The sequence below is a fragment of the Pseudomonas sp. UMAB-08 genome (assembly GCF_900095225.1).
Lineage (GTDB): Bacteria > Pseudomonadota > Gammaproteobacteria > Pseudomonadales > Pseudomonadaceae > Aquipseudomonas.
On record NZ_LT607419.1, the window covers coordinates 136661 to 160655 of the forward strand.

The 23995-nt window shown below is 58.2% G+C and carries 20 protein-coding genes; 8 read left to right on the forward strand and 12 right to left on the reverse strand.

What is annotated here, in order from left to right:
* The first annotated feature begins 122 nt into the window (after nucleotides 1-122).
* Nucleotides 123-1013, forward strand: a complete 891-nt coding sequence (locus tag K0F75_RS12445; protein WP_219062162.1) for a LysR substrate-binding domain-containing protein — start codon at nucleotides 123-125, stop codon at nucleotides 1011-1013.
* A gap of 7 nt (nucleotides 1014-1020) precedes the next feature.
* On the opposite strand, the gene K0F75_RS12450 is transcribed toward K0F75_RS12445, so the two are convergent.
* Nucleotides 1021-1635, reverse strand: coding sequence for an NAD(P)-dependent oxidoreductase (locus tag K0F75_RS12450; protein ID WP_219062163.1), 615 nt, complete (start codon nucleotides 1633-1635; stop codon nucleotides 1021-1023).
* Between the two features lie 102 nt (nucleotides 1636-1737).
* Here K0F75_RS12450 and K0F75_RS12455 point away from each other — a divergent pair, with 102 nt between their 5' ends.
* Entirely contained in the window at nucleotides 1738-2643 is a 906-nt protein-coding gene (locus K0F75_RS12455) for a LysR family transcriptional regulator (protein WP_219062164.1), read from the forward strand.
* 129 nt (nucleotides 2644-2772) lie between these two features.
* Nucleotides 2773-4281 carry an MDR family MFS transporter gene (locus K0F75_RS12460; protein WP_219062165.1) on the forward strand — a complete coding sequence of 503 codons (1509 nt, stop codon included), beginning with the start codon at nucleotides 2773-2775 and terminating at the stop codon, nucleotides 4279-4281.
* A gap of 59 nt (nucleotides 4282-4340) precedes the next feature.
* Here the strand turns inward: K0F75_RS12460 and K0F75_RS12465 are convergent, their stop codons facing one another.
* From K0F75_RS12465 to K0F75_RS12485, 5 genes are all read right to left on the reverse strand, one after another.
* Nucleotides 4341-5189 carry a cache domain-containing protein gene (locus tag K0F75_RS12465; protein WP_219062166.1) on the reverse strand — a complete coding sequence of 283 codons (849 nt, stop codon included), beginning with the start codon at nucleotides 5187-5189 and terminating at the stop codon, nucleotides 4341-4343.
* A gap of 132 nt (nucleotides 5190-5321) precedes the next feature.
* Nucleotides 5322-5954 carry a CoA transferase subunit B gene (locus tag K0F75_RS12470; protein ID WP_219062167.1) on the reverse strand — a complete coding sequence of 211 codons (633 nt, stop codon included), beginning with the start codon at nucleotides 5952-5954 and terminating at the stop codon, nucleotides 5322-5324.
* A 2-nt stretch (nucleotides 5955-5956) separates the two neighbouring features.
* On the reverse strand, nucleotides 5957-6655 hold the full coding sequence (locus K0F75_RS12475) for a CoA transferase subunit A (protein WP_219062168.1): 699 nt from the start codon (nucleotides 6653-6655) through the stop codon (nucleotides 5957-5959).
* 115 nt (nucleotides 6656-6770) lie between these two features.
* The gene (locus K0F75_RS12480) at nucleotides 6771-7901 is read right to left on the reverse strand and encodes a DUF3396 domain-containing protein (protein ID WP_219062169.1); all 1131 of its coding nucleotides are present in this window, start codon (nucleotides 7899-7901) and stop codon (nucleotides 6771-6773) included.
* A gap of 331 nt (nucleotides 7902-8232) precedes the next feature.
* Nucleotides 8233-8865 carry a TetR family transcriptional regulator gene (locus K0F75_RS12485; protein WP_219062170.1) on the reverse strand — a complete coding sequence of 211 codons (633 nt, stop codon included), beginning with the start codon at nucleotides 8863-8865 and terminating at the stop codon, nucleotides 8233-8235.
* Between the two features lie 250 nt (nucleotides 8866-9115).
* Here K0F75_RS12485 and K0F75_RS12490 point away from each other — a divergent pair, with 250 nt between their 5' ends.
* Genes K0F75_RS12490 through adeC form a run of 3 tightly spaced genes read left to right on the forward strand, consistent with a single transcriptional unit; the run spans nucleotide 9116 to nucleotide 14877 of the window.
* A complete protein-coding gene (locus K0F75_RS12490; protein WP_219062171.1) occupies nucleotides 9116-10276 on the forward strand; it encodes an efflux RND transporter periplasmic adaptor subunit in 1161 nt (386 codons plus the stop codon).
* 3 nt (nucleotides 10277-10279) lie between these two features.
* A complete protein-coding gene (locus K0F75_RS12495; protein ID WP_219062172.1) occupies nucleotides 10280-13420 on the forward strand; it encodes an efflux RND transporter permease subunit in 3141 nt (1046 codons plus the stop codon).
* Nucleotides 13417-14877: an AdeC/AdeK/OprM family multidrug efflux complex outer membrane factor gene (adeC, locus tag K0F75_RS12500; RefSeq protein WP_219062173.1), complete on the forward strand. Its 1461-nt coding sequence runs from the start codon at nucleotides 13417-13419 to the stop codon at nucleotides 14875-14877. Before K0F75_RS12495 ends, adeC begins: the two co-directional genes overlap by 4 nt.
* A 76-nt stretch (nucleotides 14878-14953) precedes the next feature.
* Here the strand turns inward: adeC and pcaD are convergent, their stop codons facing one another.
* The 6 genes from pcaD to pcaR all read right to left on the reverse strand — a co-directional run bounded on the left by pcaD (nucleotide 14954) and on the right by pcaR (nucleotide 21151).
* Nucleotides 14954-15742 carry a 3-oxoadipate enol-lactonase gene (gene pcaD / locus K0F75_RS12505; protein ID WP_219062174.1) on the reverse strand — a complete coding sequence of 263 codons (789 nt, stop codon included), beginning with the start codon at nucleotides 15740-15742 and terminating at the stop codon, nucleotides 14954-14956.
* Between the two features lie 75 nt (nucleotides 15743-15817).
* Nucleotides 15818-17131 (reverse strand): MFS family transporter, encoded by a 1314-nt coding sequence (locus tag K0F75_RS12510; protein ID WP_219062175.1) that lies wholly within the window; start codon nucleotides 17129-17131, stop codon nucleotides 15818-15820.
* A gap of 138 nt (nucleotides 17132-17269) precedes the next feature.
* Nucleotides 17270-18475 (reverse strand): 3-oxoadipyl-CoA thiolase, encoded by a 1206-nt coding sequence (gene pcaF, locus K0F75_RS12515; protein ID WP_219062176.1) that lies wholly within the window; start codon nucleotides 18473-18475, stop codon nucleotides 17270-17272.
* Nucleotides 18472-19251 carry a CoA-transferase subunit beta gene (locus tag K0F75_RS12520; protein ID WP_219062177.1) on the reverse strand — a complete coding sequence of 260 codons (780 nt, stop codon included), beginning with the start codon at nucleotides 19249-19251 and terminating at the stop codon, nucleotides 18472-18474. The genes pcaF and K0F75_RS12520 overlap by 4 nt, the downstream gene beginning before the upstream one ends.
* Nucleotides 19252-20109 carry a CoA transferase subunit A gene (locus K0F75_RS12525; protein WP_219062178.1) on the reverse strand — a complete coding sequence of 286 codons (858 nt, stop codon included), beginning with the start codon at nucleotides 20107-20109 and terminating at the stop codon, nucleotides 19252-19254. It lies immediately after the preceding gene.
* Nucleotides 20110-20308: 199 nt separating this feature from the next.
* Nucleotides 20309-21151 (reverse strand): pca regulon transcriptional regulator PcaR, encoded by an 843-nt coding sequence (pcaR, locus tag K0F75_RS12530; RefSeq protein ID WP_219062179.1) that lies wholly within the window; start codon nucleotides 21149-21151, stop codon nucleotides 20309-20311.
* Nucleotides 21152-22052: 901 nt separating this feature from the next.
* On the opposite strand from pcaR, the gene K0F75_RS12535 reads away from it, so the two are divergent.
* Nucleotides 22053-22250, forward strand: coding sequence for a hypothetical protein (locus K0F75_RS12535; protein ID WP_219062180.1), 198 nt, complete (start codon nucleotides 22053-22055; stop codon nucleotides 22248-22250).
* 239 nt (nucleotides 22251-22489) lie between these two features.
* The gene (locus tag K0F75_RS12540) at nucleotides 22490-23962 is read left to right on the forward strand and encodes an inorganic phosphate transporter (protein ID WP_219062181.1); all 1473 of its coding nucleotides are present in this window, start codon (nucleotides 22490-22492) and stop codon (nucleotides 23960-23962) included.
* The last annotated feature ends 33 nt before the right edge of the window (nucleotides 23963-23995 follow it).

The window sequence follows — 23995 nt, forward strand, 5'->3', positions numbered from 1 at the left end:
TCACGGCGCTCAGGCCTGCCAGACACGCTACAGATGAGGCCCAATTGGACCCGTCATGCCGTAGCTGTGACAACGCAAAAAATGTCATGCTAGGCATGTCCTCTATTCATGCCTGAGCCCCGATGAAACGCCTGCCGCCCTTACCTGCCCTGCATACTTTTCTGATTACAGCCCAGTGCTGCAACTTCACGCGGGCCGCAGAACTGCTGCACATCACCCAAGGCGCGGTGAGCCGGCAGATCTCGGGGCTGGAAAGTCATCTGGGCTATACGTTGTTCCAGCGCCAGGCGCGCGGGCTGAGCCTGACCGCCCAAGGGCGCGAGCTGTTTCCACGGATTCAGAAAGTGTTTTCGCTGATCGACGAAGCGGTCGAACACGTCGGCGCGAAACGCGAAACCCTGCGACTCAAGGCCCCGACGTGCATGATGCGTTGGCTGCTGCCGCGTTTGTTGCAGTGGCAGAAAGAGCGCCCGGATGTGCCGGTCGAGCTGACCACCACCGTGCAGCATGCCGTGGATTTCCGCCGCGAAGAGTTCGATGCAGCCGTGGTATACGGGGCGCCGCCGGCCAATTCGGTGGCGGCACATCATCTGTTCGATGAGCAATTGACCCCGGTCTGTTCTCAGCAACTGCTGGCCGGGCCGATACCGCTCAAGACCCTGGCCGATCTGGAGCAGCACATGCTGCTGCACCCGACTCGCGACCAGCGTGATTGGGAAAGCTGGCTCAAGGTCGCCGGAGCAACCGTCAGCAATATCGCCAAGGGCCAGCATTTCGACACACTTGACCTCGCCATGTCGGTCGCATCACAAGGAACAGGCGTGGCCATCGGCGATTGGGCCTTGATCGGTGAGGACCTCAGCGCCGGACGGCTGGTGGCGCCCTTCGACCTCAAAGTGCGCACCGGTGCCGCGTATTACCTGGTGTATCCCGAACGCTCCGACCCATCGCCCGAGTTACGCGAACTGATCGACTGGCTGCTCGTCCAGGCGGCCGAGCGCGCCAGTCAATAACTGATGCTCAATAGCCGACTGTAAAGCGCTGGCGCGGGTGCGCGTGCTGCTCGACTTCATCGAGCATGGCGATGGCGTAGTCGGCAAAACTGATCGAACTTTTACCGGCGGCACTGACCAGCAAATCGTCTTTACCCAGACGAAATGCACCGGTGCGTTCACCTTCGAAGAACTCCGCCGACGGCGAAAGAAAGGTCCAGTCCAGCGACTTTTCCTGACTTAGCGTCTCCAGAAACGCCACACCCGCGCCGGCTTCGGCTTTGTACTCTTCAGGGAAGTTTGGCGTATCGATCACCCGCAGACCCGGCGCGACGAACAGACTGCCTGCCCCGCCGACCACCAACAGACGGGGAACCCCAGCCTGCTTCACCGGTTCGATGGTGGCGCTGGCCGACACGCTGGAAAAATGCGTCGCACTGATCACCACGTCATGCCCGGCGACTGCATCGGCATAGGCCTTGGCATCGCTGACATCCAGATTTTTGCAGACCACGCCCGCACGTCCGGCAAGAGAGGAAGTGTCCCGAGCAATAGCCGTCACGCTGTGACCACGGCGCAGGGCTTCTTCTAACAACTGACTTCCGGCACGGCCGGTGGCACCGATAATTGCGATTTTGCTCATGGTGATTCTCCGAAGGTAAGGGACTGAACAGAGCTTAGTTGCGCGACTCAGTACAAAAAATGCGATGCTTGAGCATAGTTTGTTTCTAAAATCGGGCAAATCATGGACCGGCTAATCGCAATGCGGGTGTTTGTGACGGTGGTGGACAGGGGCAGCCAGTCGGCAGCAGCGGACCATCTGGACATGTCGAGGCCCGTGATTTCACGCTACCTGGCCGAGCTGGAAGACTGGATCGGCGCACGCCTGATGCACCGGACCACACGCAAACTGAGCCTCACCGCCGCAGGCAACGAAACCCTGCCTCGCTGCCGACAGTTATTAGAGCTGTCGGCCGATATGCAGGCGGCTGTCAGCGTTCCGGCCGATACGCTGCGCGGCGCTTTACGCATCAGCGTCAGCACGTCTTTCGGTCACGCACAAATGGCCGATGCGGTCAGCGACTTCGTTAAACGGCACCCCAGCGTGAGCATCGACATGCAGGCCCTGGACCGCACGGTGAATCTGATCGACGAGCGCATTGATCTGGCCATTCGAGCCAGCAATGACCTGGACCCGAATCTGATTGCGCGGCGCCTGACGGTCTGTCGCTCAGTGATCTGCGCGTCAGCGGGCTACTTGCGCGAACATCCCTCGCCACTGCGAGTGGAAGACCTCAGCGAGCATAATTGCCTGACACATTCCTATTTCGGTAAAAGCCTGTGGCATTTCGAGCAGGATGGCGAGCAGGTTGCTGTGCCTATACACGGCAACATCAGCGGCAACGAAGCCACCGCCCTGATGCGTGCAACCATGGCTGGAGCCGGCGTGGCAATGCTGCCGTCGTACCTGGCCAGCCCGTTTCTGCGCAACGGTGAGCTGATCCGGCTATTACCCGAGGCACGGCCCCTGGACCTGACCCTGTATGCGGTGTACGCCTCACGCAAGCACATGCCCACCCCCTTGCGCAGCTTGTTGTATTTCCTCGTCGACCGGTTCAAGGCAGAGCCGGATTGGGATGAAAACCTCTGATCCTGAGTTGCAGTTTGTTATTCAGTCCAGCATGCATATGACCCTATCGAGTAGCCTGCTATCGGTCTAGACTAGCCTACCCTGTCCTGCCGACTTTTACGGCGAGGTCACTGCTAGTTGAGCCCCTACTTGACCAGTCTCAACCAACCTAAACCTGCAATCCGAGGCGTGTTATTCGCGCTGATGATGGCGGTCTTTCTCAGCGCACTGGATCAGACCATTGTTGCGGTCTCGATGCCGGCGATCTCTGCACAATTCAACGATTTCGACCTGCTCGCGTGGGTGATCTCCGCCTATATGGTGGCGATGACTGTTGCGGTACCGATTTATGGCAAGCTCGGCGATCTGTATGGACGGCGACGCCTGATGCTGTTTGGTCTGGGGATGTTCACCCTGGCCTCATTGTTCTGCGGCGTGGCCCAAAGCATGGAGCAACTGGTGCTGGCGCGGGTCCTTCAGGGCATCGGCGCGGGCGGCATGGTTTCGGTCAGCCAGGCGATCATTGGCGACATCATCCCGCCTCGCGAACGTGGTCGCTATCAAGGTTACTTCAGCGGCATGTACGCGCTGGCGAGCGTGGCCGGGCCGGTACTTGGCGGTTTCATGACCCAATACCTGTCGTGGCGCTGGGTATTCCTGATCAATCTGCCCCTGGGCATCGGTGCCTTGTGGATCGCCCACCGCAGGCTGGTCGGGCTGCCTATTCCACAACGCAAGCCGATCATCGACTACCTCGGCACGCTGCTGATGATCATCGGCCTGAGTGCGCTGTTGCTGGGCATTACCGAAATCGGCCAGGGCCATGACTGGCGCGACAGCCAGGTACTCATGTTGCTGGGGATCGCGCTCTTGGCCCTGATCACGTTTGTCGGGTACGAGCATCGCACCCAGGAACCCCTGCTGCCGATGCACCTGTTTGCCAATCGCAACGCGGTGCTGTGCTGGTGCACGATGTTCTTCACCAGCTTCCAGGCCATCTCCCTGATCGTGCTGCTGCCGCTGCGCTTCCAGACCGTGACCGGCGGCGGTGCCGACAGCGCAGCCCTGCACCTGATGCCATTGGCCATCGGCATGCCCATCGGCGCGTATTTCGCCGGCCGGCGCACCTCAATGACCGGGCGCTACAAACCGATGATTCTCATCGGAGCACTGTTGATGCCCCTTGCCATCCTGGGCATGGCCTACACCCCGCCGCAAGCAGCGCTGCTCAGCAGTGTATTCATGCTGCTGACCGGTTTTGCCAGCGGCCTGCAGTTCCCCACGTCGCTGGTCGGCACTCAAAATTCGGTGGCGCAGCAAGACATGGGCGTCGCCACCAGCACCACCAACCTGTTCCGCTCACTGGGTGGCGCAGTCGGTGTGGCGCTGATGTCGGCGTTGCTCCTGGCAATGCTGCAACGGTCCGGCCTCGCACAGCTCAGCGGCACTTCCATGGGGGCCGAAGGCAGTTCGGGCAACGTATTGATGGACGGCCTGAATGCCGCCAGCGGACCGGCGCAACAACACTTGCGGGGGGAATTGCTCCTGACATTCCGGCATTTGCTGATGGTCAGCGCGGGGATTTCGCTGTTAGGTCTGGCCGCCGCACTGGCGATGCCTGACAACCTGCTGCGCGGACGCGGGGACAAAGACGTCTGAAACGGCTTCGTCAGGTCGCTGACTCGCGGCGGCCTGACGAAGCGATGGGGTCGATGAGGTTATAGGCTGTAATAACCCACCGCGACCAGATAGTGGCCGACCTTGCGCACATACGCGTGCTTGTTCTCTACCTTGTTGGTCACCGGGTTGCGCCAACGGTAGGCGTATTCGCCTTCATCCTGTTTTTTGATCAACGCCAGAATCGGCTCACCCACAGGCTTGCCTTCAGGGTCTTTGACCTTGCTGAAGTCCGTATTGATCAGCCGCAGATTGGTGCCGTGGGCTGCATAGCGCTGGTTATTCAGATCGACCACGAACACATAGAGATCATCGTGAAGGAACCCGCCTTTCAAGCTGTTGATAGCGCTGAGGGTGCCCTGTTCATCCTTGGCCAGTTCAGCGGAGGCTTTGTCCAGCAGGGCTTTGGCCTGCTCGGACGATGCGCGTGGCAGGTAATAACCGACTGCGAGAATCCGGTCGCCCACGCGCTGGTAGTACACGTGCTTGCGCTCGACCTTGCCATCGCTCCAGTTCTGCCAGCGGTATTCGGTCTGCTGGATGCCCTCGGTTTGCGGTGCCGCCAGGCCTTGCTTGAAGGCTTTTTGCAAATCCGGCCCCAGCAAATCGGACACGTCACGCCCGATCAGTGCCACGGAAGGTCCGCCACTGGCCAACATCACGCCGTTGGTATCGACCACATAGACATAGAGTTCCCCCTTGACGAACTCCCCCTGACGGCTGAACTCGGCAAATGCCTTATCGCCCTGATCGTGGTATCGAGCCAGCGCCTTAACCAGCAAGGCCTTGGCCGCCTGCCCATCATCGGCCGTTTCAGCTGCCGCCCAGGCATGGCTGAAGCACAGGCATAACAACCCGCCCATTACAGCTTGTTTCAGCAAACCCCTCATTGCGCATTCCCCAATCTTATTAGTGTCGTCATAGCTTAGACGGCTGGTGGGGATAGGGAATTATTCACAAAGACAAGGTTCGCCGGACCGACCTTTTAAGCCGAGCGTGCTTGACCGGCCTCGCCGAATGTTTCAATCGGAAATCACCTGACACCCCGTGGCATCCTGCAGCGCTTGCAGGCTCACCCCCGGGGCAATTTCCACCAGTTTCAAACCGGCCTCGGTGACATCCAGCACGGCCAGGTCGGTAATGATCCGGTCGACCACGCCAACGCCGGTCAACGGCAGGTCGCAGCTCTTCAACAGTTTATGGGCGCCGCCCTTGGCCGTGTGTTCCATCAATACGACGACACGTTTGACCCCGGCCACCAGGTCCATGGCGCCGCCCATGCCCTTGACCATCTTGCCGGGGATCATCCAGTTAGCCAGGTCACCTTTTTCAGAAACCTGCATGGCACCAAGAATCGACAGGTTGATATGGCCGCCCCGGATCATCGCAAACGAATCGGCGCTGTTGAAAAAACTGCTGCCGGGCAAGGTAGTGATGGTCTGTTTACCCGCATTGATCAGGTCAGGGTCGACTTCGTTGTCACGCGGAAACGGGCCGATACCGAGCAGGCCATTTTCACTTTGCAGCCAAACGTCCATGCCTTCGGGAATGTAGTTGGCGACCAACGTCGGCAAGCCGATACCGAGGTTGACGTAGAAGCCGTCCTGCAATTCTTGGGCAGCGCGTTGCGCCATTTCTTCACGAGTCCAGGCCATGATCAGGCGCTCCGCACAGTGCGTTGTTCGATACGTTTTTCCGGCGTGGCGTTGAGCACCAGACGCTGCACGTAAATGCCCGGCAAGTGAATCTGATCCGGGTCCAGCTCGCCGAGCTCGACGATTTCTTCGACTTCGACCACACAGACTTTCGCGGCCATAGCTGCCAGCGGGTTGAAGTTGCGCGCGGTCTTGTTGAACACCAGATTGCCGGACTTGTCTGCCTTCCAGGCTTTGACCAAGGCAACGTCGGCGCGCAGGGAGCGCTCCATCACGAACCACTCGCCATCGAACTCACGGGTTTCCTTGCCCTCGGCGACCAGGGTGCCGTAACCGGTTTTGGTGAAAAACGCCGGAATGCCCGCGCCGCCTGCACGCAGCTTTTCGGCCAGTGTTCCTTGAGGGGTGAATTCAAGCTCCAGCTCGCCTGCCAGATACTGACGCTCGAACTCTTTGTTCTCGCCCACGTAGGACGAGATCATTTTGCGGATCTGCCGGGTGGTGAGCAGTTGACCCAAGCCAAAGCCGTCAACGCCAGCGTTGTTGCTGATGACGGTCAAGTCACGCTTGCCGCTGTCTCGTAGCGCGGCGATCAAGGCTTCCGGAATACCACACAGGCCAAAGCCGCCAACCGCCAGGGTCATGCCATCTTCGACGAGGCCGCGCAGGGCTGATTCGGCGGTCGAGTAGATTTTATTCAATTGTTATTCCTCGAAGATCACCCTGCCCAAGATTATCGCGGGGCAGCAGCGCAGGTTTCGGGTCAGGGCTTTACCGTGTCGTCTGAGAGTAGACGGCTGATGGGGAAGTGCACTATTACTCAGCCCCTTCCACCCAAAACCATTGAGCCCGCCCGGCTTTCAAGTGCGGGAAAGCCGGCATGATTTCACCTTCGGTAAACAATCGCCGCGAGCGCGCCGTGGCGTTGCTGAACCAGTAACCGGTGTGCGTGCAGGAGTCACCCGCATTAAGCGCAGGCTTGGGCTGTTCGTCGAAGCGCGCATACCACCGCGCGGTGGACGCTTCGCTGAAGCCTCCATGCACGGGATAAGGGTGCAGGCAGCCGGTGTCCTGAACCCGTATCGATTTGAGCGCCGTGTTCACATCAACGTAAGCCGCTGGCGACGCCTCACCCTGGCCGCCCAGCTCCGGCAAGGCGCCGGCGCGGATGATCAAGCCATCGTTATAGGCATGAAAAACGACGTTACTGCAACGGCTGAGCTGTCGGCGCAATGCATCGCTGCCGCCCAACCGCGCGACAAAGCGGTTACCAATAATCGTGTACCAATTCACCCCTTTGATGTGGTCGAGCAAGCGCAAGCTGTCTATATGCGGCAAGGGATCGACCATCAGGCCGGTGTATTTCTGCGCCAGTTGGTATTCCAACGGGAAGTAGTGATGGCCGTCATCAGGAAACACGCACGCCAAACCGCCATAGCCATGCTCTGCATGCACCTGATCACACAGGTATTTAAGCCAGCATTCATAGCGTTGAGCGCCATCGGGCTCAAGCAGCATTGACAACGGCAAGACCATTTTCAGACAGGAGCGATCAATGTCGGCGTGGCTTTGGGGCGTGTTCATGACAAACAGTCGATATTCGGCAGTGTCTTGCAGCGTGCCACTGCCAATCGACCAGATAAATTGCTCGTCAGGCGAACTGTCGAGAATCTTGCGTCGACAACCGGCAAAGCTGCTGGGCGTCATTTTGCGCAGGTGCTTGTAGAACTGCCATTTGAGCCTGGCTTTGAATTGCTGACGAAACCAGACGAAACATTCGTCTATCCGCTGCTTGGTTTCCAATGTGTGGCCGTGCCTGAAGTAGAGCGTGGTAATCAGCCCTAGGCGAACGACTGGATCGCCTTCAGCAGAGTTGATCGCCAGACTCGCAGCCTGATACCTGAGCCGATCCAACGGGCTTACGTCATCAGAGACAATTTCTGACATGCCCTGTCCTCTCAATCTGAAGTTTTCTGACTGCGGAGAGTGGAGGGTCTTTTGGAGAGGGGCAATACGCGGAAATTACTTTGGGAAATCAGCCACGCATATCAAGAAGTGTCCTACTCATTTCCTACAAGAACAGCGACTTTCTCATCATTTCCGAGACATGGCAGCGCAGACCCGTGGGCAGCAGGACGTTCTGCATGCCCACGCACGCGGGCAAAAAGGTAGGTAAATACTTAGTAAACTAACTGTCCAGACAAGGTGCAGGAAGATATAAATACAGGCCAAGCGCCATCCGGTTATATTCGTTCGGATAGCGCTGCCTTGGCACCGTTCAATGACGTAACGCGGGGCTCAAGCGAAGCATGTCCAGAACGGCATCCACCAGTTGCTCGGCCTCTTTACAGAGCGCAAAGCTGTCCGGGATCAGCAACCACTGGCCAAGAATGCCATCTATATAGGCATGCAGACAGATCGAGGCGCGTGCGGTGTTCAGATCGGCAGGCAATTGGCCTTTACGCACGGCATTGTTCAGGGCCAGCCCGATGCGGTCATTGCAGTCGAGGGCTGCAGCTTGACGCTGTCGCCGCATGTCACACATTTCATCGGTGAATTCGCATTTGTGAAACAGAATTTCATTGATGCGACGGGTTTTAGGGTCCAGTGCAACTTGATGAAACAAATGAATCAGCAATTTTCGCATGCAACCCAGCGGGTCGATTTCGTCTTCACTTTCGCTGGCTTTGGCCATTTCATCGAGCGGCTCATGCAGGCTGTCGAGCATCGCCTGAACCAGATCCGCCTTATTGCTGAAGTGCCAATAAATAGCGCCACGAGTCACACCCGCAAGCTTGGCGATGTCCGCGAGCGTGGTACGGGCCACCCCCCGCTCATAGAACGCGTTCTCGGCAGCTTCCAGAATCTGGCTTCGGGTTTCCTGAGCTTCCTCTTTGGTGCGACGAACCATGGCAGTAAAACCTCAATCAAAATGTCGCAAGCTGATGACGTCAATCGGCCTGCGACTGCACCGGGCAGCCTTTGTATTGCCTTGTCCCGGACCTACTTTCATGCCTTGCCGTGCTGGAGTGTCGCAGGACAGGGTATTTACAAACAACCATGAACGTAAGTATATTCCTTAGCATGCTACTTATCTAGTCACCCCTTTTTTCACCTTTTTACTTTCTTGAGCAACTCAAGCTCCTGAGCCGAGGATCTTCATGCAATTCAAGCCAGCTGTTACCGTTCTGGTCACTGCCGTCGCCCTGGCAACACTGCTCAGCGGATGCAATAAAAAGCAAGAGGCTGCGCCAGCGCCGCCCCCTCCTCAGGTCGGTGTCGTTACCCTGCAAACGCAAGCTTATACCCTGACCACTGAGCTGCCGGGCCGTACCACGGCGTACCGCATTGCTGAAGTGCGTCCTCAGGTCAACGGCATCATTCTCAAGCGGTTGTTCACTGAAGGCGGTGACGTCAAGGCTGGCGAGCAGCTTTACCAGATCGACCCGGCGCTTTACGAAGCGACGGCCAACAGTGCCAAGGCGACCCTGCAGTCGGCAAAATCGCTGGCTGATCGTTATAAGCAGTTGGTTAACGAGCAGGCGGTGAGCCGCCAGGAATACGACACGGCACAAGCCTCCGCCCTGGAAGCACAGGCAGCCCTGCAGACCGCTCAGATCAACTTGCGCTATACCAAAGTGCTCGCCCCGATCTCCGGGCGTATCGGCCGCTCTGCCGTCACCGAAGGCGCACTGGTCAATAACGCCCAGACCAACGCCATGGCAGTGATTCAGCAACTGGACCCGATCTACGTCGACGTTGTCCAGTCTTCGACCGACATGCTCAAGCTGCGGCATGAACTTGAAGGCGGTCAACTGCAAAAAGCCGGAGAAAACGCGGCCAAGGTCAAATTGACCCTGGAAGACAACAGCCCCTATCCGCTCGAAGGCAAGCTGGAGTTCTCGGAAGTCTCGGTCGATCAGACCACAGGCTCCGTCACCCTGCGCGCCAAGTTCCCGAACCCGGCTCACACCTTGCTGCCAGGCATGTTCGTGCATGCTCAGCTGCAGTCTGGCGTGAACAAAGCCGCGATTCTGGTTCCGCAACAGGGCGTCACACGCGACCTGAAAGGCACGCCGACCTCGCTGATCGTGAACAAGGACAACAAGGTCGAACTGCGCACCCTTGTGGCCTCGCGCACCGTTGGCAACGACTGGCTGGTCGAAAGCGGCCTGAACCCGGGTGACCGTGTCATTACCGAAGGTCTGCAGTACGTCAAACCAGGCGCTGAAGTGAAGGTCGCCGAAGCGACCAACGTCAAGGCAGCAAACCCGGCACCTGCACCGGCCACTGAAAAAGCCGCGAGCAGTAAAGGGGAGTAATTCATGTCGAAATTTTTTATCGACCGTCCAATCTTTGCCTGGGTAGTTGCCCTGATCATCATGTTGGTCGGGGCACTCTCGATCCTCAAACTGCCGATCAACCAATACCCGGCCATTGCACCGCCCGCCATCGCGATCCAGGTGACCTACCCAGGCGCGTCTGCACAGACCGTGCAGGACACCGTGGTTCAGGTCATCGAACAACAACTCAACGGTATCGACAACCTGCGGTATGTCGGTTCTGAAAGTAACTCCGATGGCAGCATGACCATCACTGCGACGTTCAATCAGGGCACCAACCCTGATATCGCGCAGGTTCAGGTCCAGAACAAACTGAACCTGGCAACACCCCTGCTGCCGCAAGAAGTTCAGCAGCAAGGTATTCGTGTAACCAAGGCGGTGAAAAACTTCCTGATGGTCGTCGGTTTGGTGTCTGAAGACGGCAGCATGACCAAGGACGACCTGGCCAACTACATCGTATCGAACATGCAAGACCCTATCTCACGGACCTCCGGTGTCGGTGACTTCCAGGTCTTCGGTGCCCAGTACGCCATGCGTATCTGGCTGGATCCGGCCAAGCTGAACAACTTCCAACTGACACCGGTGGACGTTAAAGCCGCTATCACGGCACAGAACGTTCAGGTTTCATCGGGTCAGATCGGCGGTCTACCAGCACTTCCCGGCCAACAACTGAACGCCACCATCATTGGCAAAACCCGCCTGCAAACAGCCGAGCAGTTCGAAAAAATCCTGCTCAAGGTCAATCTTGATGGCTCCCAGGTACGCCTGAAAGATGTCGCCAGCGTCGGTCTGGGGGGCGAGAACTACAGCGTCAGTGCCCAGTTCAACGGCAAAGCGGCTTCCGGCCTTGCCATTAAGCTGGCCACAGGTGCCAACGCACTGGACACCGCGAAAGCGATCCGCACCACGATTGCCCAACTGGAACCTTTCTTTCCGCCTGGCATGAAAGCGGTGTATCCGTATGACACCACGCCAGTCGTCACTGAATCGATCTCGGGTGTAATCCACACCCTGGTCGAAGCCATCGTTCTGGTGTTCCTGGTGATGTACCTGTTCCTGCAGAACTTGCGGGCCACGATCATCACCACGATGACAGTGCCCGTGGTATTGCTCGGTACGTTCGGTGTCCTCGCGGCGGCGGGCTTCACCATCAACACTCTGACCATGTTCGGCATGGTGCTGGCCATCGGCTTGCTGGTGGACGATGCGATTGTGGTGGTGGAGAACGTCGAACGGGTAATGGCCGAAGAAAAACTGTCCCCCAGAGACGCCACGCGAAAATCCATGGGTCAGATTCAAGGGGCTCTGGTCGGTATTGCCTTGGTACTGTCGGCGGTTCTGCTGCCAATGGCGTTCTTCGGCGGCTCTACAGGGGTGATCTACAAACAGTTCTCGATCACCATCGTTTCAGCCATGGCGCTCTCGGTGCTGGTTGCCCTGATCTTCACGCCAGCGTTGTGTGCAACCCTGCTCAAACCGATCGACCACGAAAAACACGGCCAACCCAAGCGTGGCTTTTTCGGCTGGTTCAACCGCACCTTCGACCGCAGCGTACTGAGTTACGAGCGCGGCGTCGGCAACATGATCAAGCACAAAACTCCGGCTTATCTGGCCTACGCGCTGATCTTTGCCGGGATGGTCTGGATGTTCAACAGCATCCCGAGCGCGTTCCTGCCAGAAGAAGACCAGGGCGTGATCTTCGCCCAGGTGCAGACACCCGCGGGCTCATCCTCAGAGCGCACGCAAACCGTACTCGACAACATGCGTAGCTACCTGCTCGATGAGGAAGGCGCAGGGGTCAAGTCGGTGTTCACCGTGAACGGTTTCAACTTCGCCGGTCGCGGCCAAAGTTCGGGCCTCGCGTTTATCATGCTCAAACCCTGGGGCGAGCGCACGGCCGAGAACAGCGTGTTCGCGTTGGCCAAGCGTGCCCAGGCACACTTCTTCAGCTTCCGCGACTCGATGACATTCGCTGTCGTTCCACCCTCGGTACTGGAACTGGGTAACGCCACAGGTTTCGACCTTTACTTGCAAGATCAGGCAGGGCTCGGTCATGCCAAGCTGATGGAAGCCCGTAACCAGTTCCTCGGTCTGGCCGCCCAAAGCAAGATTCTTGCAGGCGTGCGCCCCAACGGTCTGAACGATGAGCCGCAGTACCAACTGGTCATCGATGACGAACGCGCCAATGCCTTGGGCGTGACGATGCTGGACATCAACACCACGCTGTCGATTGCTCTGGGTGGCAATTACGTCAATGACTTCATCGACCGCGGTCGGGTCAAGAAAGTCTACATTCAGGGTGAAGCCGGCAGCCGGATGTCACCTGAAGACTTGAAGAAGTGGTATGTGCGCAACGCTACCGGCGAGATGGTGCCCTTCGCCTCCTTTGCCAGTGGCCAGTGGGTGTATGGCTCGCCGAAACTGTCGCGTTACAACGGCGTAACGGCTGAAGAGATACTGGGGGTGCCAGCGCCGGGTTATAGCACCGGGCAGGCCATGGACGAAGTCGAGTCCATCATCAAAAAACTCCCGGCCGGTATCGGTTACTCATGGACCGGTCTGTCCTATGAAGAACGTCTGTCCGGCTCTCAGGCGCCAGCGCTGTACGCCCTGTCGCTGCTGGTGGTGTTCCTCTGTCTGGCAGCCTTGTATGAAAGCTGGTCGATTCCTATCTCGGTCATGCTGGTGGTGCCACTGGGGGTTATCGGTGCGTTGATAGCCACCAGCATGCGCGGCCTGTCCAACGACGTATTCTTCCAGGTAGGCCTGTTGGTGACCGTTGGTCTGTCGGCGAAGAACGCCATTCTGATCGTCGAGTTCGCCAAGGAACTGCATGAGCAGGGGAAAAGCTATACCGAAGCGGCGATTGAAGCCTGCCGCATGCGGTTGAGGCCAATCGTGATGACGTCTATGGCGTTCATCCTCGGTGTGGTCCCGCTGGCGATTTCCACGGGCGCAGGCTCGGGCAGCCAGCACTCGATCGGTACCGGGGTAATCGGCGGTATGATTACGGCCACGGTCCTGGCGATTTTCTGGGTGCCATTGTTCTTTGTTTCGATATCCTCGCTGTTCAAAAGCAAGGTAAAACCGACAGAAACTCCACACGATGAGGCTGGCCAATGAGCAAGTCCCTGATCGCTCTGGCAGTCACCGCGTTCATTCTTGGCGGCTGCTCGTTGATCCCCGATTACAATCAGCCAGCAGCGCCGGTGCCGGCGCAATGGCCGCAAGGCCCGGCGTATTCGCCAACCGAATCGGCCGCGGTCGCCGCTGCCGAACAAGGCTGGCGTCAGTTTTTTCAAGACCCGGCCCTGCAACAGCTGATCGAGACCGCGCTGGTCAACAACCGTGACCTGCGTGTCGCGGCCCTGAACATCGACGCCTACCGTGCGCAATATCGCATCCAGCGCGCTGACCTGTTCCCGGCCGTTTCGGCCGATGGCAGCGGCAGCCGCCAACGCGTTCCGGCCGACCTGTCCACCAGTGGCAAAGCGGGCATCACCAGTCAATATTCGGCGACCCTGGGCATCAGCGCCTATGAGCTGGATCTGTTCGGCCGCGTACGCAGCCTCAGCGAGCAAGCGCTGGAGACTTACTTCTCCAGCGAGGAAGCTCGCCGCAGCACGCAGATCAGCCTGGTGGCCAGCGTCGCCAATGCCTACCTGGTCTGGGAAGCAGACAAGGAACAGCTCAAGCTGACCCAGGACACGCTTAAAGCGTTCGAAGAAAGCTACCGGCTCACCGCGCGCAGCAATGAAGTCGGCGTGGCTTCGGCGCTGGACGTGAGCCAGTCGCGGACATCGGTAGAAGGCGCCCGGGTCAAACTGGCGCAGTACCAACGGCTGGTCGCTCAAGACCAGAACAACCTGACGCTGCTGCTGGGCACCGGCCTACCGGCCAACCTGCCTGCAAGCCAGCCGCTCAGTGCCGACCTGCTCAGCAAAATGCCGGCGGGCTTGCCGTCGGACTTGCTGCAACGGCGCCCGGACATCCTTGAAGCCGAGCACCAGCTCAAGGCCTCCAACGCCAACATCGGCGCAGCGCGCGCCGCGTTCTTCCCGAGCATCACCCTGACAGCCAATGCCGGTACCGCCAGCCCTGACCTGTCCGGGCTGTTCAATGGCGGCTCGGGCACCTGGTTGTTCTCGCCGAAAATCAATCTGCCGATTTTCAATGCTGGCAGCCTGCGGGCCAGCCTGGATTACTCGAAAATCCAGAAAGACATCGGCGTCGCCAATTACGAAAAGACCATTCAGACCGCGTTCCAGGAAGTCTCCGACGGGCTGGCCTCGCGCCAGACCTACAACGACCAGCTCAAGGCCCAGCGTGATCTGGTTGCCGCCAACCAGGACTACTACCGTCTGGCCGAGCGTCGTTACCGGATCGGGATCGACAGCAACCTGACATTCCTCGACGCCCAGCGCTCGCTGTTCAGTGCGCAACAGTCATTGATCACTGACCGCCTCTCGCAACTGGTCAGCGAGGTCAATCTGTACAAAGCCTTGGGTGGCGGTTGGTACGAACAGACCGGACAGGCCAAACCTGCGACCGGCGATGTGCCTGAAACCAGACTGTTCTAGTTTCAGCAGCGCATAAAAAACCCACCGTCTGGTGGGTTTTTTATGGGGTGTGATACCCCGTTGCCTCGATCCTGCCTCAGCTCAACAAAAACGCCAACACCCGACTGGTAAACACCTCGCCCGCCTCTACGTTGGACAGGTGCGCCGCGTGGACTTCTTCGTACTCGGCGCCATCGATATGGTCGTGGATAAAACGCCCACCCGCAGGCGGCGTCACCGGGTCGTGGATACCGGAAATGATCAGTGTCGGTGCGCTGATCGAACCCAGATCCTCACGGAAGTCCGCATCGCGCACGGCGGCGCAGTTTGCGGCATAACCTTCGGGCGAGGTTGCCGCGAGCATATCGGTAATGCGCGTGGCCTGATCCGGGTGGGAGGCGGCGTACTCAGGCGTGAACCAGCGGGCGATTGACGCATCACGCAACGCGACCATGGCCGCCGGACCATCGCGCAGCACCGTTTCAATTCGCGGATCCCAGGACTCGGGACCGCCGATTTTAGCCGCGGTGTTGCACAGCACTAGCTTGTGCAGCCGCTCATTGGCATGAATGCCCAGCCATTGGCCAATCAGGCCGCCCATGGACAACCCGCAGAAATGCGCCTGTTCAATCTTCAGTCCGTCGAGCAACGCCAGCACATCCTGACCCAACTGCTCAATACTGTAAGGGCCTGGCGTCACCAGCGAGCGACCGTGCCCGCGGGTGTCATAGCGCAGGACACGGAAATATTTGCCGAAGGTCGGTAGCTGGGTGTCCCACATATGCAGGTCGGTGCCCAACGAGTTGGACAAAACCAGTACCGGCGCATCTTTCGGACCATCAAGTTGATAGTGCAGTTGACCATCGGCAAGTTGTACAAATCCCACAGCAGCCTCCTTCGGGCGCGTTACATAAACGCATAATCTGAATGACGCGCGCCCTTCCGGACGCGCGCGGATGGATCAGTGATCGTGGTGCAAATACGCCGGCTGTTTCGGCAGGCGCAGGCTGAACAGGAAAGCGATCGCCATCATGACGGTCACGTACCAGTAGAAGTTGCTCTCCATGCCCATGTTCTTCAGGTTCAGCGCGACGTATTCAGCCGAGCCACCAAAGATCGCGTTGGCCACGGCATAGGCCACGCCGACACCTAATGCACGCACTTGAGGCGGGAACATCTCGGCTTTTACCAGACCGCTGATCGAGGTGTAGAAGCTGACAATCGCCAGCGCCAAGGTGATCAGGAGAAACGCCATGAACGGATTGGTCGTGGTTTTCAGCGTCATCAGAATCGGCACCGTGCACAGGGTGCCCAGCGCGCCGAACCAGAGCATCGAGTTACGGCGACCGATCTTGTCCGCCAACATGCCAAACAGTGGTTGCATGCACATATAAAGGAACAGCGCGCCGGTCATGATGTAACTGGCGGTCTTGGCTTCCATGCCCCCGGTGTTCACCAGGTATTTCTGCATATAGGTGGTAAACGTATAGAAAATCAGCGAACCACCGGCGGTGTAACCAAGCACGGTGATAAAGGCCGTTTTGTGATCCCTGAACAACGCCCTCATGCTCCCGGCGTCTTTGTCCTTACGCGTTTCTGCCGTCGTGGTTTCTTTGAGCGAGCGACGCAGGAACAGGGAAATTACCGCAGCGATGGCGCCAACCACGAACGGGATGCGCCAGCCATATGCACGCAGCTCTTCAGTGCTGAGGAACTGCTGCAGGATGACCACCGTCAACACGGCCAGCAACTGGCCGCCGATCAGGGTCACGTACTGGAACGAAGCGAAGAAGCCCCGCTGCCCTTTGAGCGCAACCTCGCTCATGTAAGTCGCCGTGGTGCCGTATTCGCCACCCACGGACAAACCCTGGAACAGCCTGGCGACCAATAGCAAGGCCGGTGCCCACGCGCCAATCGTGCCGTAGGTCGGCAGGCAGGCGATGACCAGTGAGCCACCGCACATCATCAGCACCGAGATCATCATGGAGTTCTTGCGGCCGTGCTTGTCGGCCACCCGGCCAAACAGCCAGCCACCGATCGGACGCATCAGAAATCCGGCGGCGAACACGCCCGCCGTGTTAAGCAATTGCACGGTCGGATCGTCGGAAGGGAAAAAGGCCGGCGCAAAATAAATGGCACAGAAGGCATAGACGTAAAAGTCGAACCACTCCACCAAGTTGCCCGAAGAGGCACCGACGATGGCAAAAATCCGCTTGCGACGCTCCTCCCCGGTGTAATGCACGGGCTCGGAGACGGTGGTACTTGTTATTGTCATTGGGAGTTCACTCTGAGGGGTAACCACCCCATTCTAGACACATTCTGTAATCGACTGACCTCTCAAAACGCAATCATCCAGAAGAGGGTCCGCCTGTCGTGGAGGCGGTCCTTTCCTGGATGCTTGAAAACGTTGTGATCAGACTCTTTCGATGGCTAACGCCAAGCCTTGCCCGACTCCCACGCACATGGTCGCCAGCCCTTTCCGGCCACCGGTTTTTTCCAGCTGATGCAAGGCTGTCAGGATCAGACGCGCGCCACTCATGCCCAAAGGATGACCCAACGCAATCGCCCCGCCGTTGGGATTGACCTGCGGCGCATCGTCGGCGAGACCCAGTTCACGCAACACAGCCAGGCCCTGACTGGCGAAGGCTTCGTTGAGTTCGATCACATCGAAATCAGTCACGGCCAGGCCAAGACGCTCGACCAGTTTGCGAACTGCCGGCACCGGACCAATGCCCATGACGCGCGGAGCGACTGCCGCGCTGGCCATCCCCAGCACCCGAGCCCGTGCGGTCAAACCATGCTTTTTCACGGCATCGGCAGAGGCCAGAATCAAGGCTGCCGCGCCATCATTGACGCCTGAAGCATTGCCGGCGGTGACGGTCTTGTCCGCTCCGTTGACTGGTTTGAGCTTGCTCAGGGTTTCCAGGCTGGTATCGGCACGAGGGTGTTCATCGTGCGCGACAATGGTTTCGCCTTTTTTGTGCGTAACGCGCACCGGCACGATTTCTTCAGCGAAATAGCCTGCGGCCTGAGCCACCGCCGTGCGCTGCTGGCTGCGCAGAGCAAAAGCATCCTGATCAGCACGCGAAATTTTATAGTCATCAGCGACGTTGTCGCCGGTCTGCGGCATGGCATCGACGCCGTACTGGGCCTTCATCAACGGGTTGATAAAGCGCCAGCCAATGGTGGTGTCTTCCAGTTTCATGTTGCGCGAGAACGCGGCATCAGCCTTGCCCATGACGAAAGGCGCGCGGGACATTGATTCAACACCGCCAGCAATCGCCAGTTCCATCTCGCCGCTGGCGATGGCGCGGAAGGCTGTACCGACCGCGTCCATGCCCGAGGCGCAAAGACGGTTGAGGGTCACCCCGGGGATGTTCTGCGGCAGGCCCGCCAACAAAGCGGCCATGCGCGCCACGTTGCGGTTGTCTTCACCGGCCTGATTCGCGCAGCCGAAAAACACTTCATCGACCTCGTCCCAGTTCACCGACGGGTTACGCTCCATCAGCGCCTTGATCGGCAGCGCAGCCAGGTCATCGGCACGTACCGTCGACAGACCACCGCCAAAACGGCCAATCGGTGTACGAATCGCATCACAGATATAAACGTCACGCATCATGCTTCTCCCGGTGCCTGACCATGAGCGATGGCGGTACGCGCTTCCAGATCACGCAAAGCAGTCAATTCGGTTTCAGTAGGTTCAGCCGAATACACGACATTCTCGGCGAAGCGCACTTCCCAACCGGTGGCGGCAATGACTTGCTCGCGAGTCACGCCCGGGTGCAGGGTCGTAACCACGAACTCATGGGTGCCTGCCTCAGGCTCCATGATGCACAGGTCGGTGATGATCCCCACAGGACCAGCACCGGGCAAGCCCAGTCTCTTGCGCGAATCCCCGCCTTCGCCGTGACCGACGGACGTGATGAAGTCGAGTTTGTTGACGAACGCCCGCGCCGATTGCTTGAGGATGATCAACACTTGCTTCGCGGAACCGGCAATCTCCGGCGCACCGCCGGCCCCTGGCAAGCGGACCTTCGGATTATCATAGCTGCCCACCACGGTGGTGTTGATGTTGCCGAAGCGGTCAACCTGAGCGGCGCCCAGAAAACCTACGTCGACCCGGCCACCTTGCAGCCAGTAGCGAAAAATCTCACTGGTAGAGACGACGGTGTCGGCGGTTTCCGCCAGTTCGCCGTCGCCAATCGACAGCGGCAGCACGTTCGGCTTGGCGCCGATCGGGCCGGATTCGTAAATCAACACCACATCCGGCGAGGACGTCAGGCGGGCCAGGTTAGCGGCCTTGGAAGGCAGACCGATGCCGACGAAGCATACCGAACCGTTCTTCAAACGACGGGCTGCCGCGACTGTCATCATTTCATTGGTGGTGTAAGTCATTTATTGAGCCTCCGAAACGCTAGCCAACCGGGCTTTGAATTCATTGAAATCAGCGGTGCCGTGAATATATTCGGCAATCCACGCAGTGAAGCTGTCACGGTCGCGGGCAATAGCGTCCCAGGCTTGATAGAAGCGGTTATCACGCTCGTAGTAACCATGGGCATAGGATGGATGTGCGCCACCCGGTACCAGGCAGACGGCGCTCAGGGCCCAGGTCGGCAGTACGCAGGCGTTCATCGGGGCCTTGAGGTCGTCAACGATCTCTTCAACCGTGACGATGCAGCGTTTGGCCGCCAGTGCCGCTTCTTTCTGCACACCCAGAATGCCCCACAGCAGCACGTTGCCTTTACGGTCGGCCTTCTGCGCATGGATCACCGTGATGTCAGGGCGCACAGCCGGGACCGCCGCCAGCACTTCACCGGTGAAGGGGCAGGTGACCGTTTTGATCATCGGGTTGACCTTGGGCAGATCAGAACCGGCGTAAGCACGCAGCACCGCGAAAGGCAGCCCGGACGCACCTGCAACATAGGCGTTGGCGAGGTCCGCGTGGCTGTGTTCTTCGATTTCCATCGCATGCGGCCACTGTTTCTCGACCGCGTCACGCAGGCGATGCAAGGAGCCAACACCAGGGTTGCCGCCCCACGAGAAAATCAGTTTTTTCGCACAGCCGGCACCGATCAATTGGTCATAGATCAAGTCGGGGGTCATGCGCACCAGGGTCAGGTCTTTTTTACCCTGGCGAATGATTTCGTGGCCCGCAGCAGTGGGAATCAGATGGGTGAAGCCTTCCAGTGCAACGATGTCGCCATCGTTGACGAATTGCTTCACGGCATCGTGCAGAGAAAGAATTTCAGCCATGGAGTTGCTCCCGATCTCGCATCACAATCAATAAATAGCGCAAGTGAGCTGCGCTGGAATGCGAATCAGGTTATGCCTGAGCGGAGGGGCAAACAATCCGATAATCGACTAACTGTTCGTTAATCGCACAAATTAAAGGGGGCTACTAAAGTGGTCGCCCTTAGCGAAGGGATCAAACAGACGCCCTGTATTCAAAGCATCAGGTAAACAGCTGCGTACTCAGATCACGGCTGGCATCGAGCATGATCGGCAGAAAGCGCTGTTCCAGTTCACTGCGGGCCACGCGTCCAGCGCTGGTGCTGACGTTGAGTGCGGCCAACACCTGACCGGAGGCGTCATAGACAGGGACGGCAATCGAGCGCAGGCCTTGCTCGAGTTCCTGGTCAACGATGCACCACCCCTGCTGGCGAACCTGTTGCAGGCATTCCAGCAAGTCCTCGGGTGTTGATAACGTGCGACTGGTTTTAGGTTGCAGGTCGACGTGATCGAGGTATTCACCGAGCGAAACATCGTCCAGCGCGGCCAGCAGTATTCGCCCCATGGACGTGCAATAGGCGGGCAACCGTCCGCCCACCGACAGGTCCACCGAGATCAATCGCTGGGTCGTGGCCGAGCGGGCGATATACAGAATATCGTCGCCTTCGAGGGTCGCCATGTTGCAGGCCTCATGCAATTGATCGCTCATGCGATCCAGATAAGGCTGGGCCGAGATCGCAAGCGGCGTCGATGACAGATAGGCATGCCCCAACGTCAGCACTTTGGGCAGCAGCGAGTAGGTCCGGCCATCACTGGTGGCGTAGCCCAGCTTGATCAATGTATGCAGGCAACGGCGTACCGCCGCGCGGGGGATTTCCGTGCGGTGGCTGATCTGGGCAATGGTCAATTGACGCTTACGTTCCTGAAAGGCATGGATCACCGCCAGGCCTCTGGCCAGGGACGTCATGAAATCCGGGTCGCCGGTCAGCGCCTGAATCCGCTTGGCCGGTGACGCCACAATCGGCGGCGCCAGCGAGGCAAATGAGTTGCGCAGTTGATCGTTCATCCCAAACACCGCCTATCGACGCCTTTTCAGGCCGGATACAAAGCCCTTCACAACGCTTCACTAAGGAATTCATCGGGCCCGTCCCGGGCGATTATCGAACCAATGACCGATAATCGCAATTGACCCGTCGCCTTTATCCTTATACCTTTCACTCGCCGCTTAAGTGGCTTCTTGGAAATACTGGTCAGGTACCCACGAGAAGTCCATCGGTACGGCCTTGCCCACGAAGCGAGGCCGTTTTCTTTCAGCGCCGTACACGAGCGCAACGCTACCCGATACGCAGCCTCTTCCGGCACCACGGAAGAACCGCTGCGCTATTGTTTCTGATGAGCCCAATCTGCCCCTGCGCTCTGAGCCGCGAAAACCGTGGTTTATACCCGTGCCCCTACTGATCATCCTCAATTGGAAACAGTCTGCGGCCCGGGCATGAAGTTGTAGTGGTATTCAATCGCCGTCTAAACTTCAGAACTGTCGTACAGAAAAGAGTACCGATGGAAGACGTGTCGTAACAAACACGCACATAAAGTTGACGGCACCGAACATCTTGGAGATAGTGTTCTTCGGTCGACTGGCTATAATGCCCCGCAGTGATTGAAACTCCAGCGCGCTAAGCGTGGATCCAGTCACATGGACCCTGCACTGACCCAGTGCACGATCCAGACAGTCCGCGGATGAGATGCCGAGCCATTGATAGCCACCGCGCTTGTAATCCATATCTGTTGCTACGACAGCTGTTTTTTCTGGTGCCCGTAGCCGCGAGCAGCAAGAAGGTATTTACACGTAGTGTGTAAAGGAATGTCCGACTGTTTAAACAGCCCGGCAGACTGGACATAGACGGTGTAAACACTTCCAGCGCTCTGCGCTGTCACCGGAATTAATCTCGACTTTATTAGGTAACACTGTGACGAAAGATGAACTGCGCGTGGAACTTGAGCGCCAGGAACAACGTTACAAGGATGTATACGGCGGGGAAGTCACCACCTACGCCGCACAACCAGAGCCCGAACGTAAGCCTTGGCGCAAAAGAGCCAGCCTTCTCGATCAGGCTTTCAAGCAAGAACTGCAAAAAATGGAAAAAGACCTCAAGGAAGAACCTTAGCCTTTGCGGCTAAAATCAGTCGCGGTTTGCGGTGCGCCCCTTTCTTGATGGGCGCAGAGCCCGTTTTTACTGAGGTTTGAGGCAACGATGAACGCAGAGCTGTCTTCCCGACAGCCTTGAGGGCGGTAGCTGTGGCCATCCATTTCGTTTAATGATGTAACCGATGAGCAGCAAGTGCATCGATTTATAGGGTTTTCTGGCATAATCGCGCCCCCTTACGACCGGGTCAGAAGATTTTCATGATCGATTTATTCAGCGGGCTAGATGCTTGGGTACTTGTGAGCTTGCTGCTTGCCCTGGCCTTCGTTCTCACGTTCGAGTTCATCAACGGCTTTCATGACACCGCTAACGCGGTAGCTACTGTCATTTACACCAAAGCCATGCCGCCCAACCTGGCCGTATTCTTTTCCGGTTTGTTCAATTTTCTCGGTGTATTGCTGGGCGGTGTAGGCGTGGCCTACGCCATCGTCCACCTGCTGCCCGTCGAACTGCTGATCAACGTGAACACCGGCCATGGCCTGGCCATGGTGTTCTCGCTGCTCGCGGCGGCGATTACCTGGAACCTCGGCACTTGGTATTTCGGGATTCCGGCGTCCAGCTCGCACACCCTGATCGGCTCTATTCTGGGTGTCGGACTCGCCAACGCATTGATTACCGGTATTCCGCTGGCCGACGGCGTCAACTGGCAAAAAGCGATCGACATCGGCGCGTCGCTGATCTTTTCGCCGCTGGCAGGCTTCATCGTTGCAGGTCTGTTGCTGCTCATTCTGAAATGGTGGCGCCCGCTGTCCAAGATGCACAAGACGCCGGAGCAGCGCCGCAAGATCGATGACAAGAAACACCCGCCTTTCTGGAACCGTCTGGTATTGGTGGTTTCCGCCATGACCGTGAGTTTCGTGCACGGCTCCAACGACGGTCAGAAAGGTATCGGCCTGATCATGCTGGTGTTGATTGGTATCGTGCCAAGCCAGTTCGTTCTCGACCTGAGCAGCACCACCTACCAGATCGAACGTACCCGGGATGCAACCCTGCACCTGAGCCAGTTCTATCAGCGCAATACCGATACCCTGAGTGAGTTCCTGGCCTTGGGCAAATCGAAGGATGGCGACTTGCCGGAGCGCTTCAGTTGCAACCCGACGCAAACCGAGCCGACCATCAACGCCCTGCTCAACACGCTTAAAGGTGTCGTCGATTACCACGCCCTGTCGACTGAAAGCCGCATCGAAGTGCGTCGCTACCTGCTCTGCATGGATGACACCGCCCGAAAAGTCGGCAAGCTTTCCACCTTGGCGCCTCGTGAAAAATCCGACCTTGAGAAGCTGCGCAAAGACCTGACGGCCACCACTGAATATGCGCCGTTCTGGGTCATTCTCGCCGTCGCCCTGGCGTTGGGCCTGGGCACCATGATTGGCTGGAAGCGCGTGGTACTGACCATCGGCGAAAAAATCGGCAAGCAAGGCATGACCTATGCCCAAGGCATGTCGGCACAGATCACCACCACCTGCGCCATCGGCCTGGCTAACGTTTTCAGCCTGCCGGTTTCGACCACCCATATCCTGTCCTCTGGCGTCGCCGGGACCATGGTCGCAAACAAAAGCGGTTTGCAGAGTGGCACTGTGCGCACGATTATCCTGGCGTGGGTCTTGACCCTGCCTGCGACCATCGCGCTGTCGGCTGGTTTGTTCTGGTTGGCGTCAAAAGCACTGGCTTAAACAGTAAGTCTCAAAACAAGCGCCCTGTTGGGC

Excerpts from the sequence above, each read along its gene's own strand:
- pcaF (WP_219062176.1), bottom strand. The coding sequence starts at position 18,475 with ATGATGCGTGACGTTTATATCTGTGATGCGATTCGTACACCGATTGGC.
- K0F75_RS12540 (WP_219062181.1), top strand. The coding sequence starts at position 22,490 with ATGATCGATTTATTCAGCGGGCTAGATGCTTGGGTACTTGTGAGCTTG.
- K0F75_RS12465 (WP_219062166.1), bottom strand. The coding sequence starts at position 5,189 with ATGAGGGGTTTGCTGAAACAAGCTGTAATGGGCGGGTTGTTATGCCTG.
- K0F75_RS12525 (WP_219062178.1), bottom strand. The coding sequence starts at position 20,109 with ATGGCTGAAATTCTTTCTCTGCACGATGCCGTGAAGCAATTCGTCAAC.
- K0F75_RS12510 (WP_219062175.1), bottom strand. The coding sequence starts at position 17,131 with ATGACAATAACAAGTACCACCGTCTCCGAGCCCGTGCATTACACCGGG.
- K0F75_RS12480 (WP_219062169.1), bottom strand. The coding sequence starts at position 7,901 with ATGTCAGAAATTGTCTCTGATGACGTAAGCCCGTTGGATCGGCTCAGG.
- K0F75_RS12485 (WP_219062170.1), bottom strand. The coding sequence starts at position 8,865 with ATGGTTCGTCGCACCAAAGAGGAAGCTCAGGAAACCCGAAGCCAGATT.
- adeC (WP_219062173.1), top strand. The coding sequence starts at position 13,417 with ATGAGCAAGTCCCTGATCGCTCTGGCAGTCACCGCGTTCATTCTTGGC.
- K0F75_RS12495 (WP_219062172.1), top strand. The coding sequence starts at position 10,280 with ATGTCGAAATTTTTTATCGACCGTCCAATCTTTGCCTGGGTAGTTGCC.
- K0F75_RS12470 (WP_219062167.1), bottom strand. The coding sequence starts at position 5,954 with ATGGCCTGGACTCGTGAAGAAATGGCGCAACGCGCTGCCCAAGAATTG.
- pcaR (WP_219062179.1), bottom strand. The coding sequence starts at position 21,151 with ATGAACGATCAACTGCGCAACTCATTTGCCTCGCTGGCGCCGCCGATT.
- K0F75_RS12450 (WP_219062163.1), bottom strand. The coding sequence starts at position 1,635 with ATGAGCAAAATCGCAATTATCGGTGCCACCGGCCGTGCCGGAAGTCAG.
- K0F75_RS12520 (WP_219062177.1), bottom strand. The coding sequence starts at position 19,251 with ATGACTTACACCACCAATGAAATGATGACAGTCGCGGCAGCCCGTCGT.
- K0F75_RS12445 (WP_219062162.1), top strand. The coding sequence starts at position 123 with ATGAAACGCCTGCCGCCCTTACCTGCCCTGCATACTTTTCTGATTACA.
- K0F75_RS12490 (WP_219062171.1), top strand. The coding sequence starts at position 9,116 with ATGCAATTCAAGCCAGCTGTTACCGTTCTGGTCACTGCCGTCGCCCTG.
- K0F75_RS12455 (WP_219062164.1), top strand. The coding sequence starts at position 1,738 with ATGGACCGGCTAATCGCAATGCGGGTGTTTGTGACGGTGGTGGACAGG.